The organism is Acidocella sp. (assembly GCF_050253495.1).
Taxonomy (GTDB): domain Bacteria; phylum Pseudomonadota; class Alphaproteobacteria; order Acetobacterales; family Acetobacteraceae; genus Acidocella.
The window spans coordinates 34521-50567 of the sequence record NZ_JBFWIX010000014.1; the positions used below are offsets into that span (position 1 = coordinate 34521).

A 16047-nucleotide genomic window follows, 5' to 3' on the forward strand; every position below is an offset into this window, starting at 1 on the left:
TTCCGCCGTGGGCCGGTTTGGTCCACGGCCTTTTTTTGTGGGCAGGGCCAGGGGCGCGTCGCGACCAGAGTGAGAGGGCGGCGGCAAAATCTGTGATGGGTTTGCAGGTCAGGAGAGTGGCTCCGAGCCGCCCGTCATGGAGTTTGTCCCATGGGTAAAACCACGAAAGCCGTTCAGAAAATCACGCTGAGCGCCTCGCGCGATATTCCGTTTGACCGGCTGGTGCTGAGCCAGGCCAATGTCCGGCGGGTGAAGGCCGGTGTCTCGATCGAGGAGCTGGCGGCGGATATCGCCCGCCGCACGCTGCTGCAGAGCATCACCGTGCGGCCGGTGTTGGATGAGGCGGGTGCCGAGACCGGCATGTTCGAAATCCCCGCCGGCGGGCGGCGCTACCGGGCCCTGGAATTGCTGGTGCGGCAAAAGCGTCTGGCCAAGACCACGCCCATCCCGTGCGTCGTGCGCACCGACGGCATCGCCGAGGAAGACAGCCTGGCGGAGAATGTGCAGCGCGCGCCGCTGCATCCGCTGGATCAGTTCCGGGCGTTTCAGGCGCTGCGCGAGAAGGGGCAGAGCGAGGAGGAGATCGCGGCGGTGTTTTTTGTCGCGGTCTCGGTGGTGAAGCAGCGCCTGCGCCTGGCCGCCGTCTCGCCCCGGCTGCTGGAGGTTTATGCTGAGGATGAGATGAACCTCGACCAGCTGATGGCCTTCTCCGTCAGCCCCGAGCATGAGCGCCAGGAGCAGGTGTGGGAGGCGCTGCAGCGCTCCTACAACAAAGAGCCCTACCAGATCCGCCGGTTGCTAACCGAAGGCGCGGTGCGCGCTTCTGACAAGCGGGCGCAATATGCTGGCGAGGATTATATCGCGGCCGGCGGGGCGGTGATGCGCGATCTGTTCCAGCAGGATGATGGCGGCTGGCTGCAGGATGCCGGGTTGCTGGCCCGCGTGGTGGCGGAGAGGCTGGAGCGCGATGCCGATGCCATCCGTGCCGAGGGCTGGAAATGGGTCGAGCAGGCTCCCGAATTTCCGTATGGCCACAGCTACGGCATGCGGCGCATTCCGGGCACGCGTCGTCCGCTGACCGATGAAGAAATCGCCCAGGTCGAGGCGTTGCGGGCCGAGGCGGAACAACTTGAGGAAGAAGTCGCCGAAGCGGATGAGGTCTCTGATGATACCGATGCGCGTCTCGCGGAAATCGAAGCCGAGATTGACGCGCTGACCCAGCGTCCACCGGTGTACGATCCCGCCGAGATGATCATGGCGGGGGCGTTTGTCAGCATCGACGGCAATGGCGCGCTGCGGGTGGAACGCGGCTATGTCCGGCACGAGGACGAACCGCCAGTGGTTGAGGAAGCCGATGAGGCCGCGTTGGCGGGTGAAGGCGATGTGCAGGGGCAGGACGGATACAATGCCGCCGATGGCACCGATCCCGGCCGCGCGGATTCCAGAATCATCACCGCCCATATTGGTGGCGGGGCGGAACATGAGGCCGAGTCCGAGGAGGAAGACGGGCTGAAGCCGCTGCCTGACCGGCTGCTGACCGAGCTGACGGCCTATCGCACGCTGGCGCTGCGTGACGCGTTGGGCAACGAGCCTGGCATTGCCTATTTGGTGCTGCTGCACGCGCTCTGCCTGCGGCTTTTCTACCGCTATGGCGCGGAATCCTGCCTGGAGATCGAAGCCAAAAGCGTGATGTTCGGCGCCCAGGCGCCGGGCTTGGCCGACACGCCCTTGGCGGTACGGGTGGATGCGCGGCACGAGGCTTGGGCGGCCCAACTTCCTGAGGATGCCGCCGAATTGTGGGATAGCCTGTCGGGGTTCGATACCGACAGCCGCGAGGCTCTGTTTGCGCATTGCGTGGCGCTGACGGTGAACGCCACGCATGATGCCTATAACCGCCGACCCCGCGCGCTGGCACATGCGGGGCGGCTGGCCGAGATATTAGCACTCGACCTGGCCGCTGCGGGCTGGGCGCCGAATGTGGACAATTATCTCGGCCGGGTGACCAAAGCGCGCATCCTCGAGGCGGTGCGCGAAGCCAAGGGTGAGCAGGTCGCGCAACGGTTGGAGGATCTGAAGAAGGGCGACATGGCCGAGGCCGCCGCGCAGGCGCTGGCGGGCTCCGGCTGGCTGCCCGAGGCGCTGCGCACGAAGGGCGTGGAGACCATGACGATGCCGATAGAGGCGGTGACGCCGGCCATGCAGAGTGCCGCCGCCGACGCCAGCGCGGATGCGGCTGGTGAGGCGGCAGAAGCGGAGGATCTTCCATCCGCAGAGGACCATGAACAGCTCGAGCCGCATGAGATTGCGGCGGAGTGATCCCAGAACCCGAGGCGGCCCAAAGGCTGCCTCGGGTCTATTCCTTCATCCCATCAAAGCCTGGCTTCGTGCCGGGTTTTGCATTTCTGGAGGCCGACATGGCGGATTATTTTTCACCGACCGTGATCCCGGAGATCATCCCGAACACGGACATGACGAAGCTGGAGCTTTTGTTGCTCTCGCATATGTTCGACGCGGACTCGGATGGCGACGGAACCTATTTCCATTCCTGGCAGGGACCATCGGATCTGATCTTGGTCAATCGTGCCGAACTCAGCGCGGCGCTGAATGAAGCCCGCGGCAACGGCAGCCAGGTGCGCGCCTATGTGGAAGACAAACTCAAAAGCGCTGCTGCGGATGAAACTTCCGTTGAGCTGGATATGAGCGGCGTGTCCTGGGAGGTGATTCTCCAGGATATCGTGCGGCGTTCCACCAAGCTGCGCTATATCACGGTAACGACGGCGTTCACCTGTTCAAAGATGCGCGCCGACGGGTTTGGCGGTATGGCGCTGTTCATCACCACCGATGCCATCAAAGCCTGCTCAACCACGGAGTTTCTGTCAGATTGTCTTGCCGACATCGCCGGGCAGGAGAGCGGGTAACCCGACGCTCTGGGCAATCCACGAACAACCATGACCAATGCGGATGGGCCGGACCTGGCAATGGGACGGCCCATTTTACCTGGGGTTACAACAATAGCGTTTTCACGCCGAGTGCTGCGCCGGCTTCGCCGAGCCGGCGGTCGAGCGTGCATAGGGTGGCGCCGTGATCCGCGCAGATGGCGAGATGCAGAGCATCGCCCGCGCGTAAACCCAGCATATATTGGTCCGAGAAGCGGGCGGCGGTGCGGAATTGCAGCCCGCTGACGGTCAGGTGCAAAAAGCTTTCGGCCGCCAGTTGCGCGAACATGGCCAGGGCATCGGCACGGTGCGCCGGTTGCAGCTGGCCGGTGCGCAGCTTGATCGACAAGGCCGAGGAGAATTCGGTGACCACCCAGTCGCTGATGGTGAGGTCTCCGGCCTGTTGCGCGGCCAGCCAGGCCTGCATGCGCTCAGTCTCGGCTTCATTCGTCAGGGCGGCAACCAGTAGAGACGTGTCGAGATACAGGCTCAATAGCGTGCCTCATCGCGCATTTTGCGGATTGCCTCCCGCGCGGGTTCCGCCTGTTTCGGCATGGCGGCGGTCACGGCTTGCAAGGCACTGAGACTGACCGGCTTGCGCGGCGTGTTGGCGGAGACGATCTGCGCCACTGGCTTGCCCCGGCGGGTGATGCCCACGGCTTCCCCGGCGGCGGCCCGTTCGACCAGCTCGCTTAGATGTGCCTTGGCGTCAGCGAGATTGACGCTGTTCATGGGATACTCCTGACCAGTTAGATGGTCATGTATAGCATGAAGCCCAGCTGAGTGGAAGATTTTCGAGGGAATGCCGCACGCGTACTTCCGATTTGGAAGTGGCGCGCGGGCAGGGCGGAGCGATAGGCTGCGCTGTTCGGCCCAACGCCGAAGGCGAACCCGGATTGGGGGCAATCTGTAGCGATGGAGGGGCAACGATGCCCAAGCCTGATTTTTCCATGCCGGTGGCCGAGCTGGCACAGATGCTGGCGCGGCAAGCCGAGGCTGTGTGCCGGTATTATCTGCCCGCCGGACGGCGCGAGGGGCGGTATTGGCTGGTGGGTGATGTTCATAACACGCCGGGGCGGTCCTTGTTTGTCCGTCTTACCGGCGGCGGCACGGGCAAGGGGGCGGCGGGACGCTGGCAGGACGCCGCCGAGGGTACGCATGGCGATTTACTGGATTTGATCCGCGAATGTCGCGGCCTGACCGAGTTCCGGGATGTGGCCGAGGAGGCGCGGCGGTTTTTGGGACTGGCAGGAGGTGACCATGCTGCGGCACGGGAACGCCGCCGCCACCCTGTGGGGCATATGGCGAGTTCACTTGGTGCTTGTGCTATCCCCGGATCCCAGGCGGATGATGGCAGTGATCCTGCCCCTGATGCCGCCCAAGCCCAACGCGCCGCCAGGCGGTTGTTCGGCATGGCGCAGCCCCTCTCAGGCACCCTTGCTGAAACCTATTTGCACCGGCGCGGCATCACGCGAGCGGCACTTACCGGAATCGACACCTTGCGGTTCCATCCGCGCTGTTACCACCGCTCGACGCCTGAGGCACAGCCGGAACCCTGGCCCGCATTGCTCGCGGCGGTCACGGACCTCGATGGCGCAATCACCGGCATCCAGCGCACTTGGCTTGATCCAGATGGGTTTGATCCCCTCGATCCCATCCGGCTGGGCAAGGCGCCACTGGCAACGCCACGCCGGGCGCTGGGGTTGCTGCTGGGCCATGCGGTGCGGTTTGGCACCACAGCAAGGCTGGAAGGCGGGCCGGTGAACGGCTTGCTCGTGGCGGGCGAGGGCATAGAGACCGTGCTGTCCCTGCGCTGCGTGCTCCCCGCCATCCCGATGGCGGCCGCGCTCTCGGCCGGGCATCTGGCTGCCCTCCTGCTCCCCGCTGGGCTGCGCCGGCTCTATATCGCCCGTGACGCCGATGCGGCTGGGGATCGCGCCATGGTAAGTTTGACCGAACGCGCAATTGCCGCCGGGGTCGAGGCGATCACGCTCTCACCCCGCTTGGGCGATTTTAACGATGACCTCCGCGAACTTGGCGTCGCTGAATTGCGGGCAAACCTGCGGGTGCAACTGGCGCCCGAGGATGCCGTCCGTTTCATGACGTCCGGCTGAGATTTGGTCTGGCGGATGACGAGATGATGGCCCACCAAAGCCGGGATCATCGTGCCCGTTGGGCACTGCATACCTCTGCCTACCAGGAGGTCGCGCCGGCGGCCTTCCGAGAGGGCGCTCTGTGCCGTGGGCGGCGGCGGCCCGCAATGGCGGCTGGGCCGCTATTTTCCGCCGCCCCGGGAATGATCGGCAACATCAATCATACCATGTGATGTCCCGGGGCTTTGCATCGCGAAGCAAAATAGCGGCCCCGCCGCCATCCTCCGCTCCGCTACGGCGCAGTGCCCACCCCATTGCGCAGGCGCAATGGGGGCCCCGGGGCGTGCGGGCCGCCGCCGCCCACGGCCAGGATCGCCATGGAAGGCCGCGATGGGCGCGGGCTTCCGGCAAACAGGAGCATCCCATGACCCGCGAGCATGACGATACCGGCTATGAGCCACCGCACGCATCCTCACCGACCGCGCATATCCTCAGAGAACTGCAACTCTATGGCTACCATCCCGGCCAGGACGAGCCTGACCCGCGGCCCTTGCCCGAAGCGCCACTGATTTCCGGGGCGATCGCGGATATCTTCGATGCATTCACCGCCACTTTGAGCGACACGCGCTTGGAGCCTGACCTCGAGGAATTGCTCTGGGCCACGGTTAATCTGTTCCACCGCGCCGTCGGGCGGATCGAACGGCAGCTCGACGATAACGAGCAGGCGCAAAAACGCAGCCAGAAGGAGCAGGACGGTTCAGAAATCCGCTCCGTCGAATTGGAACGGCTGACGGCGGAGGGGCAGACCTTACTGGAACGCCGGGACTGTCTGGAATTCTTCCGCGACCAGGCATCCGAGCAGTTTGAACGCCACACACGTACAGCTTGGCGTCCACGCTCAGGCTCGATGGTCAACCACCGGGCGCTGACCGCTTCCCTCATCGATAGCCGCGACTTCATCACCGCCAAGCGCCAGGCACAGATCGCCCCTCTTCTGCCCCCCGGCCCGAAAATCGCCTTCACCGGCGGGATGGAGTGCAATGACCACATGCTGATCTGGGACAGGCTGGATAAGGTGCATGCCAAGCACCCGGACATGGTGCTGTTGCATGGCGGCAGCCCGAAGGGGGCCGAGCGTATCGCCGCGGCTTGGGCGGATGCCCGCAAGGTTACCCAGATTGCCTACCGCCCCGACTGGACCCGGCACGCCAAGGCCGCCCCGTTCCGGCGCAATGACGCCATGCTGGAGGCATTGCCGATCGGCGTCGTGGTGTTTCCCGGCACCGGCATCCAGGACAATCTCGCCGACAAGGCCAAGAAGCTCGGTATTCCGGTGTGGAGCTTTGGAAGCGGGGGCGCATAGTCCCCAAAATTCAGCCCGCGCATGCCGTATCCCCGACGACGGAATAAGGCTGCCCCGACCGGGTGGCCTATTTCGTCAGACAAGCTCCCGCCAATGCCCCGCCCAGCGTCACTGGCGGAATTCATCGCGGCGTGTGTCCCGTTGTGCTCGCGGAACCGGACGTGAAAGGTGTTGCCCTCGCGCGGCATTGTCGTTGATTGGCAGAGTCAGGTGTGCCTCTCCGACTCATCGCTTGGTCAGAATGATCGCTCCACGGCGAAGTGCATGACCATATGCCGTCCAATCCGCCGGTCCATCGATGTGAGGGCAGGGGGCGTCGGGGCAACCGGTAATTCGCGGCATGATGACGCGGAGATGTCTGCAAGGCAGGTTACGCTCCCATGCCATGGATGGTGCCGCTGTGATGAAGCCCCCGAGTGTCGCCAGACATCTCCTGGATGCCTGCCCCAAGCCGCGCCACGCGGCCTCTCCCTGGCTGATCTGACCGAAGGACGATCGCCTTCCTGCAATGGAGGCTTCTGGCTTTTTTCCCCGGCAGCGATACTGCCTCCTCGCGGGCGCTGCGCTCCAAAAAAGCCAGAAGCCGCCATCCTCCGCTTACGCTACGGCCGCATGCGGTGCAGGCCGATCGTGCCCCCGGTCGATAGATCGCCATCGAGGCTGCGATGGTCGCGGGCTCGAAACAGCATAGGAGAATTGACATGGCTACCATCGGAACCTTCAAGAAAGCCGGCAATGAAATTCACGGCGAAATCGTGACCTTGAGCGTGCAGACGAAGAACGTGCGCATCGTGCCCGAAGCCAACCGTAGCAACGACAACGCCCCCAGCCATCGTATATTCTGTGGACGGGCTGAGTTAGGTGCTGGCTGGTCCAAACGTTCCGCCGAAGGGCGCGATTATATCTCGGTCAAGCTGGATGATCCAAGCTTCAGCGCGCCGATCTATGCCAACCTCTTCGACGATGAAAGCGGCGAGGGCTACACCCTGATCTGGTCCCGCAGCCGCAAGCAAAACGGGGAGTAAGAACCGCGAGGAACCCCGCCCGGCGATGCCGGGCGGGGTTTGTTGTGTAAATTGGTGGGAGCTTTTTGGAAATGTCGATATCAGCGCGAAAGAAAGTTTTAGTCCGAAAAGGCAGCTTTTTGAAAAAAGCTGCACCAAAAACTTTTTTGAATTATCAGAGTAATTTGGTCATGGTGGATCAGAACTCACGAATATTGACGCCCAGTATCAGTCGTAAATGATTTACCTATTTGCGGTGACTCCAAAAATGGCTGCTCTCTTCCCAACATCTGCCATTCCGCGGCTCCCATCAATGTTTCCGATTATAGGCAGGATGGGCCGTAAGCAGTCGGGCCGCTTTGGAGCGGCGCACGAAAGTAAGCTGCCGTTGGCGGTCGACGGTTGCGCCGGCAGATAACGAGCTGATTTGCATGGCCGGTGTGTGGATGTTCGCGCATGAAGTGCTCCATCGGGTCTTCGAAGTCGCGCAAGACTTCTCGCCCTAACCTCTCCATAAGGAGATTGAATGCGGTTACTGGGCGTTCGACTTACTTTTGGATCGAGCTGAGGGGTATGCCCGGCAGCATAGCTGGGATCCCGTGACGGTACGCGCGAAATGCCTGTGGGGGATCCTGATTGCAAGGATGACCATTCTCAGCGTAATGCCTCGCAGGAGTTGGGGGACGGGTAGTCCTCCCGGGATCATGGAACGGCCCGTGATGCTGCTTGATTTGACGAGTGACCCGGTACTGGATTGATTTTAGAAAACATCCGCGTCGATTCTGGCCGCCTTCGTCCGGAAATTAGGCCGGGTCCAAACACCGATCGCCCTCTCGGGAGGCTTTCGTCACTTCAGTTACGAAGCTTGTCGCTTTGATGCACCCCTGATAGGGCCACGATTTGAGATTTGAGTGGAGATGCTAAGGGCGCAGGACCGACAATATAGCAGCTGGACAACGCCGGCGGCTGCGCAGCGATGGGGGCATAAAGATGGATGGCGAGAAGGACCCGCAAAGTCCGGTTGAAACATGGCGGCTCCCCACTTTGGAGGATTTTGAACTCGTCGATTTCGAGGCGCCTGTGCGTGGGAGGCAATGGTCTGATCCGCATGATATGGATTGGCTCTATGGTGAGGCCTTCGCGGCGGCGCGTGCTGAGGACAATGAGCCTGCCCAGCTGGTCTACCGCTTCTTCGGCCATCTTTGCAGCATGGTCTTGCGGCCGTCGGATGCGGCCTCTGTTTGGCACCCCTTGTTCTCGCTGACGGATCGGACGCGCGCTGCTGGTATCGACGACTACAAGGGTGCCCCGGTCCTTCTCCTGCGCAGCCTTGCACCGCGGATCGAAACCCTCGCCCTGCGGGCGCGGGCCTTCGACATCATCTGGTCGAGCGATCGGCGTTATGGCGATGCAGCGATAGCTGCCGTCGAGACCTATTGCGCCATCGCCCACGGTATCATGGATGGGCGCCTCACATCGCGGCACGGCATTGCCGCCGCCATGCATGCCAAAACACCACTGCACCGGGCGCTACAAATTGCCTGGCTGACAACCAAAAGAACCGGCCGGCCTCAGAATGTCATCGATACCTTTAACCGGCTCTATGACATGACCCGCAGCCAAGGCGAGATTGGGATACTGGTTCACTTGGCAAAGCTTGCGATTGAGTTTGACCTCAAGGACCGGATGACAGTGGCATCGGAACTCGAGGCCTCAGCCAACGCCAACCCGCTTGAGAAATTCCCACTCGCCGTAAAGGCCGCCTTTGATCTCGCAGCGGGACTTTACCACAAACGAAACCCGGATGCCCGCCAGCGCTGCCTGTTGGGAGCGGTCAGCCAAACGCTGGCCATGCGCGAGCAGGTGAGTGGCCCCGGGGCCGAGAGCCATTGGGTCTTTGCCGCGCTTCAGCAACTTCGCCATATCCAGGGTCAGGACGATCTCAAAGCCGGACTGGAAAGCGAGCTTCGTCAACTGCAGCAGGCGGCCGCGGCGCAGATGGCAGAGTTTTCTGTCGACCTGGGGATTGGCGACGCACCGGCGCAAGTCACGACACATTTCGAGGGCTTGGATCTTGCCGATGCGCTATGGGCCTACGCCTTGCTCGACCAGTCACGTGACCCGGACAGGCTGAAGGCGGAGGCGCTAGAGCTGGCAAAACTCTCGCCTCTGATGGCGTCAATGCCGACATCTTATATCGACGGAGACGGGCGAACGGTAATCACGGTGCCCGGCCTGCCGTCGGAAGGAGAGCCGGATCCGCTCTGGTTCACGCACATGATCAACCGCGCCGAGGATTTGCATCGCCACCGCCGGATCGCAGCGCGCATCGAGCCCGCCCGTTTGGCCATCCAAGCCAAGTTTGCCCCCGACCAGACTGTATTTGAGGTCATCCTTGGAGCCTCCTCATTCGTCCCTGAAGCGCAGGTCGAGGTTATGGCGCTCGGCTTTGTGCGGCTGTTTCAGGGAGATTTCGTGTCGGCGGTCTATCTCCTGATCCCGCAGCTGGAACCGTGTCTGCGCCATATTCTGAAGATCCATGGGGCCAATCCGTCGAAACGGACTGACGAAAGCACGGAACAGGATCTGTCTCTGAAAAATATCTACGTCCGTTACCGAGCCGCGTTGGAACAGATTCTATCCCCCGGCCTAGCCTGGGAAATTGACCGCCTGTTCAATACAAAGCCGGGCCCGGCTTTGCGTCATGAGGCCGCGCACGGACAACTGAGCGCCGGGGATTGCTATCACCCGAACGCCTATTACGGGGTCTGGCTGATGTTCCGGCTGTGCTGCCTCTTCGCCTACCCGGCCTGGAACAGCGTGGTATCTGTTGCGCTATGTGGCGAGTAAAGCTGAACAGATCGTCTGAACATCGCGGCGGCCGACCTATCTCAGCCCAAGAATCCAATCGGACGGAGCTGGACTTTCATGCAATCATTGATTAATATAGCATCATTGCAGTTTTGGTACGCGCCACATGGCCAGCATTACGATCCGGAACCTAGATGAGCCCCTCAAAGCCCGCCTTCGGGTCCAGGCGGCGATTCACGGGCGCTCCATGGAGGACGAAGCCCGTGACATTCTTCGGACCGTCCTGAGCCGCGAACAAGCTCAGCCGACCAATCTCGCCGCCACCATCCGAGCACGCTTTGCCCCGCTGGGCGGGGTCGATTTACCGGACATTCCTCGTGACCCGGTGCGCGAGCCGCCGGATTTTGGGTCATGATCCTGCTGGATACCAATGTCCTCTCAGAGCTGATGCGCCCCTCACCAGCGCCAGCTGTCGAAACGTGGGTCAGCGCCCAGCCTGCCGCCGGCATATTCATCTCGGCCATTACCGAAGCGGAGCTGCGCTATGGTCTTGCCCTACTGCCGGATGGCCAGCGCCGCCGGCGTCTCCTGGTGCAGGCTCAAGCCATGCTGGCGGAGGATTTTGCCGGTCGCATTCTGCCCTTTGATAGTGCCGCGGCCGAAGCCTATGCACCCATCGCGGCAGCGCGCCGCCTGGCCGGCCGGCCGATTTCGCAGGCCGACGCCCAAATCGCCGCGATCGCGGCATCGCGGGGGGCGGCGCTTGCCACCCGCAACGTGATGGATTTCACTGATTGCGGGATCACCATACTCGATCCCTGGGCCAAATAGGAGGGAGCGGTCGCACAAGCTGCCAGGGAGGGCGGCACGGCCCACATGTCGATGGCAGCAAAAAAGGCAAAACGAACGCCGAAAGGGACTTCCAATCGTGCAAGCAGTGGTGGCCGGGCGGAAGCGTCGGGATCCAATTTCGAGGTTCGCGTGCAGGCCTGGTACTGCGTTCTGCTGCTCGCCGAAGGCGGCGCGCAGCCGCCCCACGAGCTGACAACTGACACCCGCCTCACTGCGATCGCTTGTCAAGCGGTGACGGCGGTGGACGACGTGGTTGCGCAAACCTCGGCAGAGGGGTGGATTTTCGCGCAAGCCAAGCGAAGGGTGAATCTCAGCACGTCAGCCGATTCAGCTTTGGCATCTTCGCTCGACCAATTCGTCAAGCAATATAAGGCGTGCCGCGAGATGCAGCTAGGCTCTCAGCCGCCCCGGCCGCTTGACCATGGCCGCGATCGGCTCGTGCTGGCGCTGGGGTCAGGAAGCTCGTCAAAGGTAAAATTGATCCTCCCCAATCTCCTGCGAAGCGTTCGCCATGGCGTCGCTGCGACCTTGCGCGCCGCAGCACACTCGGAAGCCGAAATCGAGGTTGCGCAATCCGTGGAAGCATGTCTTCAGCAGAGTTGGACCGCGGCTTTTGGACAGGCGCCGACTACCGGAGAGCTGAAGGACATACTGTCGCTGATCTATGTCCAACAATTCGACATCGAGTCCGGGGAGGCCGACGAACGCCGGGCACTCGACATCTTGCGTACCGCTTTGGCCGTCCGTACCGAGGCCCCGGCGGCCTGGGCTAAATTGCTCGAACTTTGCGCGCAAATGCGGGCGGATCGCTCCGCCGCCGACTTCACCGGGCTCGTCCGTGCGCTTCGGCAAGCGGGTATCGGGTTGAACGCGCCGCCTGATTATCGTGCCGACATTGCCGCCCTCAAAGCTTGGACGGGACGCAGCCTTGGTGCCGCGCCACGCTGTCGGCAGCTGCTGAGATCGCGCGCAGAGACGCGCCTCGAGCGCGACGTGTGGCCAGCCGTGCGCGCTGCGGCCGGCCATGGGTCATTCCTGATCGTGGGCGAGCCTGGTGCCGGCAAGAGTGGCCTCGCCTATGAATTGGGTCTCGATTGGCAGCAGGCGGCCAAGGATATTGTCTTGCTGCCGGTGGACGCGTTGAACGCCAACTCGCAGCCGGCGCTGCGCGCCGCGCTCGGCATTACCCATGATCTGGCAGATGTCCTCGTCCATTGGCCTGGCACCGGCGACGCGCTGCTCGTTGTCGACGCCCTCGATGCCGCGCGCGATGGGGAGACCCGAAACGTGCTTCGTTCGGCCATCGATGAAGTGATGCGTGACGCCGACGGGCGGTGGCGGGTCATCGCGTCGGTCCGCAAGTACGATCTTCGCCACGGCCTCCAATGGTCACAACTTTTCGCTGGATCGCCGCCCGCCGCAGATCATGCCGACCGCGCCTTTCCGCACGTGTGCCACATCTCCGTCGGCCCGTTGAGCGAACCGGAGATCGGGCAGATTGCCGCAACTTACGCCCCACTGCATGATTTGGTCGCGACGGCATCGCCGCGCTTGTGCGCCTTGCTGGGCAACATCTTCAATCTGCATCTCCTCGCTGAATTGCTCGCAGATGGAGTCATCGGCGCAACGCTCAGGGAGGTGCGCAGCCAAACCGAATTGCTTGATCTCTATTGGTGGCATCGGGTCATCCGTGACGATGATAGGCGCGACGCCCGCGAGGCCCTGCTGCTGTCGATCGTCGAAGGGATGATCGATGCGCGGCAGCTGAAGATTACGCGCCGTTTGCTGGTGCAGAGCCCACATGTCGGATTGCTGTCCGATCTTGAGCGTCATGGTGTATTATCGGCTGACGAATTGGACGGGCGTGCGGATGAGGGCATCATCCTTTTTGCCCATAATGTGTTGTTCGACTATGCCGCCGCCAGGCTCTGGTTGGACCGTGGACGTGACATTGACGATCTGATTTCCCGCTTGGCGGCGCGACCTGAGCTCACCCTCATGCTCTCGCCCAGCCTGTCTATGGTGCTGGGTGAAGCGTGGGCCAGTTCGCATTCCGGCCGCCCACGATTTTGGGCAATCGGGTTTCGGATGGCCACCGCGGACGGGCTCCCCGAGGTCGCCCGCTTGATGGCGCCCATGGTCGCGGCGGAGCAGGCGCGAGCGACGGAAGATTTCGCACCGCTAATCGCGGCGCTGCAACAGCCCAGTACAAAGGACGCCGCCGAAAGCTTCGCGCGCCATCTGGTCGGCGCTGCCCTGTTCCTTGCATCGACCGGGACATCGCTGCAGGGGCCGGCGGCGGGACCATGGGCGCAGCTTGCCGAGGGACTGTCCGCACATCTGGGCGATGCTCTGATCGACGCCGTTCGCCCGCTGCTGCTGAAACTCACAGAGCCAGTCGCCGCCTTGACCGGTGAAGACCTTGCCAATGCCGGCCAGGCGGCGCGGCGTTTTCTGGCCTATGTCTGGCAACGCCAGCCGCGGCACAGCAGGCTGATCGTCAACGGCATCCAGCTCGTGTCCAGGACGATTGCATCTGACCCGGAAGCGAGTGCACAGCTGCTTCGCCGCGCCCTTGAACCGTCGCAAATCGCGGCGTTCGGCTATCAAGAGCTGCGCTGGATGGCCCACGAGGTGCGGCACCTGGCCGCCTCCGCCCCCGATCTTGCGGTCGATCTGTTCGCCGCGGCCTATGCTTTCGAGGATCAGTCCTCAGACAAGACGTCGATGGGTGCTAGCCTATTGCTGCCGCTCACCTCGCACCGCCGCCAGGATTATGGCATGATCTGGTGGGAGCTGGCAGAGGCATTTCCGACTCTCATTGGCCAGGATGTTTCCATGGCGGTGCAGGCTCTCTGCCGGGCCGTGGACGGATTCATCGATCGCCGAGACCCGCTTGCAGAGGGTGAGCAACGGCAGCTAGAACAATTTCCCTTCGGCCCAGACATCGCGCAGATCAGCCCTGATCTGAGTCATATCTGGCATCGCGGTGGTGTTCAGCCGTCAACCGACGTTCCCGCGCTTCTCGCCAAATTTCAGCAATATTTGGCTTCGCTAGCACAATATGGTGCTGACCCAGAACGATTTCGTGAGGTTCTGAACCTCATCGCCGCACATGGTCATGCGGCGGTGCTCTGGAGCATCATGCTGTACGCCGGCGCCCGTCGGCCGGATCTATTCGCGGTAGAACTACTACCTGTCGTGACGGCCGTGCCGATCCTGCAGTGTATTGACACACGTCATGCAGTCGGAGATTTCCTGCAATTTGCCTATCCGCACCTCAGCGAAGACGATCGCCGTCGGATCGAGGATGCCCTGCTCAGTTTGGATGGGGCGGACGCCCATCATACGCAGACGCGTTTATTCTCATGCATGCCAAGCGAGCATATCGTGTCGGACGCGGCGCGACAGCGCCAGCAGGAATTGGTGCCGCCTGAAGCCATGGGCCAAAACGTGCCACCGTGCCAGTTGGTTGTAACTTCAGCACCGTACAGCGCCGATGACTGGCTTCGCGATCGACAAGTTCCACTGGACACACCGATTAGCCAACGGCTGCGGGAGTTGGAGAAGCCGATCGAACGCTTCATCGAGGATCACCGCAGTGCCGACGTAACCGGCGGCGCTTTGGCAGCATTGCTACCGGGTCTCGACAGCCTATCCACCGAGCTCCAAGCGGCTGCAGCTGACGGCGCCGATTCCACACTCATTCTACACGCTTGGTACATGGCTGCGAATGCAGTCGTGACAGCCTGTAGCGCGACGCAGGAAATTATCGCTGCTGTCGATGCAGTACCCATTTTGCGCAAAATTCTACTGGCAGCAAGTAACGTTCCACCTCCGTCAACGCCAGACGAGACCAGCAGATTGCTGCCGAGAGCCCCTGCCGCTCTGGGCCTGATCCTGCTTGTGCCGCGCGCTGGTATGCTAGATGCTGCGCATCTGGCGGCACTCCAACGATTGATCGTGGATCCGATACCCGACGTCCGGCGCGGAATCGTGGAGAATCTCCATATGCTGTGGCACGCTGATCCAGAGCTCGCATGGTCGACAATCGAACGAGTGCTCGAAACGGAAGTGCAGGACGACGTGCTTTGCGGTGCTCTGCATGCTCTTTCTGAACTCGCCAAGGTGGACGCAGCGCAGGCAGAGCAGCTCGCACAAGGGGCGTTCGACCGGATCACCAACGGTGACAACCAAGAAGCTGAACAAGCACGTGAACATGCGAGGCTGTTGTTGGGAGATCTCTTCATCTGGAAAGGGCAACCAGCAGGACAGCGCGTGTTGAACGATCTTGCCGCGGACCCGGTCAATAATTCCGCGATGATCGCACGAACTCTGGGACGCTACGCGGATGCCCTCTTTGTGGGACGAGTGGGCGAGCCTGACGATGAACTGCACCAGATACGTCAGCGGGTACTCACTTGGTACGCGCTCGTCCTTGATGTGTCAGCGAATATCCTTGAGGGGATCCTGGCCACATACCCTGCCGACGCCGAGGTTCCTGAAGCTGACGGCAAAGCGCTCCAGGCAGTATGTGATATTTTCGAGGCGCTGGCGGTCCGGTTTCTTGCCGCCGCAGGCGGTCTCGGCCAGCCTGGCGAGCAGCCCGAGCAATCAGCGGAGCAGCGTCGGCTATTCCACGAGACAAAACCAATGTTTCGACGGTTGGCGGTGTTACCCATCGCTCCGGTCAGCCACAATGTCATTCAAACGCTTGCTCTATTCCGCGACGAAGATCCCGATTTCGTTTTTGCGCTCATCGCCTTGTGTATCCGATCGACTGAGAGTTCAGGCTATGCTTATGATTCAATCGCATCGACCACGATCGTCGCCATCATCAACGCCTACCTTGCAGATCATCCGGAGGTGTTTGCTTCCGCTGAACGCCAACGGGATTTGCTGAAAATCCTGGACATTTTTGTGCGCGCCGGCTGGACGGAAGCGCGCTCGCTTGTGTTCCGGATCAGCGACATTTGGCGGTGAGATCG

General features: G+C 62.1%; 11 protein-coding genes. 9 read left to right on the forward strand and 2 right to left on the reverse strand.

The window, feature by feature from the left end:
• Positions 1–150 precede the first annotated feature (150 nt).
• Positions 151–2316 carry a ParB/RepB/Spo0J family partition protein gene (locus tag AB7D48_RS11655; protein ID WP_427979197.1) on the forward strand — a complete coding sequence of 722 codons (2166 nt, stop codon included), beginning with the start codon at positions 151–153 and terminating at the stop codon, positions 2314–2316.
• A 68-nt stretch (positions 2317–2384) separates the two neighbouring features.
• Complete coding sequence (locus tag AB7D48_RS11660; RefSeq protein ID WP_427979199.1) at positions 2385–2918, forward strand: hypothetical protein; 534 nt, start codon at positions 2385–2387, stop codon at positions 2916–2918.
• Between the two features lie 85 nt (positions 2919–3003).
• Here the strand turns inward: AB7D48_RS11660 and AB7D48_RS11665 are convergent, their stop codons facing one another.
• On the reverse strand, positions 3004–3429 hold the full coding sequence (locus AB7D48_RS11665; protein ID WP_427979201.1) for a type II toxin-antitoxin system VapC family toxin: 426 nt from the start codon (positions 3427–3429) through the stop codon (positions 3004–3006).
• On the reverse strand, positions 3426–3668 hold the full coding sequence (locus AB7D48_RS11670; RefSeq protein WP_427979204.1) for a type II toxin-antitoxin system Phd/YefM family antitoxin: 243 nt from the start codon (positions 3666–3668) through the stop codon (positions 3426–3428). Before AB7D48_RS11670 ends, AB7D48_RS11665 begins: the two co-directional genes overlap by 4 nt.
• A 197-nt stretch (positions 3669–3865) precedes the next feature.
• On the opposite strand from AB7D48_RS11670, the gene AB7D48_RS11675 reads away from it, so the two are divergent.
• The 7 genes from AB7D48_RS11675 to AB7D48_RS11705 all read left to right on the forward strand — a co-directional run bounded on the left by AB7D48_RS11675 (position 3866) and on the right by AB7D48_RS11705 (position 16042).
• Positions 3866–5050 carry a DUF7146 domain-containing protein gene (locus tag AB7D48_RS11675; protein ID WP_427979206.1) on the forward strand — a complete coding sequence of 395 codons (1185 nt, stop codon included), beginning with the start codon at positions 3866–3868 and terminating at the stop codon, positions 5048–5050.
• A 403-nt stretch (positions 5051–5453) separates the two neighbouring features.
• Positions 5454–6392, forward strand: a complete 939-nt coding sequence (locus tag AB7D48_RS11680) for a DUF2493 domain-containing protein (RefSeq protein ID WP_427979209.1) — start codon at positions 5454–5456, stop codon at positions 6390–6392.
• Positions 6393–7093: 701 nt separating this feature from the next.
• Positions 7094–7417 carry a DUF736 domain-containing protein gene (locus AB7D48_RS11685; protein WP_427979211.1) on the forward strand — a complete coding sequence of 108 codons (324 nt, stop codon included), beginning with the start codon at positions 7094–7096 and terminating at the stop codon, positions 7415–7417.
• A 969-nt stretch (positions 7418–8386) separates the two neighbouring features.
• Entirely contained in the window at positions 8387–10246 is a 1860-nt protein-coding gene (locus AB7D48_RS11690) for a DUF7380 domain-containing protein (protein WP_427979214.1), read from the forward strand.
• Between the two features lie 127 nt (positions 10247–10373).
• Positions 10374–10622: a FitA-like ribbon-helix-helix domain-containing protein gene (locus tag AB7D48_RS11695; protein WP_427979216.1), complete on the forward strand. Its 249-nt coding sequence runs from the start codon at positions 10374–10376 to the stop codon at positions 10620–10622.
• On the forward strand, positions 10619–11038 hold the full coding sequence (locus AB7D48_RS11700) for a type II toxin-antitoxin system VapC family toxin (protein WP_427979218.1): 420 nt from the start codon (positions 10619–10621) through the stop codon (positions 11036–11038). The genes AB7D48_RS11695 and AB7D48_RS11700 overlap by 4 nt, the downstream gene beginning before the upstream one ends.
• 45 nt (positions 11039–11083) lie before the next feature.
• Complete coding sequence (locus AB7D48_RS11705; protein ID WP_427979221.1) at positions 11084–16042, forward strand: hypothetical protein; 4959 nt, start codon at positions 11084–11086, stop codon at positions 16040–16042.
• The last annotated feature ends 5 nt before the right edge of the window (positions 16043–16047 follow it).

Excerpts from the sequence above, each read along its gene's own strand:
- AB7D48_RS11695 (WP_427979216.1), top strand. The coding sequence starts at position 10,374 with ATGGCCAGCATTACGATCCGGAACCTAGATGAGCCCCTCAAAGCCCGC.
- AB7D48_RS11685 (WP_427979211.1), top strand. The coding sequence starts at position 7,094 with ATGGCTACCATCGGAACCTTCAAGAAAGCCGGCAATGAAATTCACGGC.
- AB7D48_RS11670 (WP_427979204.1), bottom strand. The coding sequence starts at position 3,668 with ATGAACAGCGTCAATCTCGCTGACGCCAAGGCACATCTAAGCGAGCTG.
- AB7D48_RS11680 (WP_427979209.1), top strand. The coding sequence starts at position 5,454 with ATGACCCGCGAGCATGACGATACCGGCTATGAGCCACCGCACGCATCC.
- AB7D48_RS11700 (WP_427979218.1), top strand. The coding sequence starts at position 10,619 with ATGATCCTGCTGGATACCAATGTCCTCTCAGAGCTGATGCGCCCCTCA.
- AB7D48_RS11655 (WP_427979197.1), top strand. The coding sequence starts at position 151 with ATGGGTAAAACCACGAAAGCCGTTCAGAAAATCACGCTGAGCGCCTCG.
- AB7D48_RS11705 (WP_427979221.1), top strand. The coding sequence starts at position 11,084 with ATGTCGATGGCAGCAAAAAAGGCAAAACGAACGCCGAAAGGGACTTCC.
- AB7D48_RS11675 (WP_427979206.1), top strand. The coding sequence starts at position 3,866 with ATGCCCAAGCCTGATTTTTCCATGCCGGTGGCCGAGCTGGCACAGATG.
- AB7D48_RS11690 (WP_427979214.1), top strand. The coding sequence starts at position 8,387 with ATGGATGGCGAGAAGGACCCGCAAAGTCCGGTTGAAACATGGCGGCTC.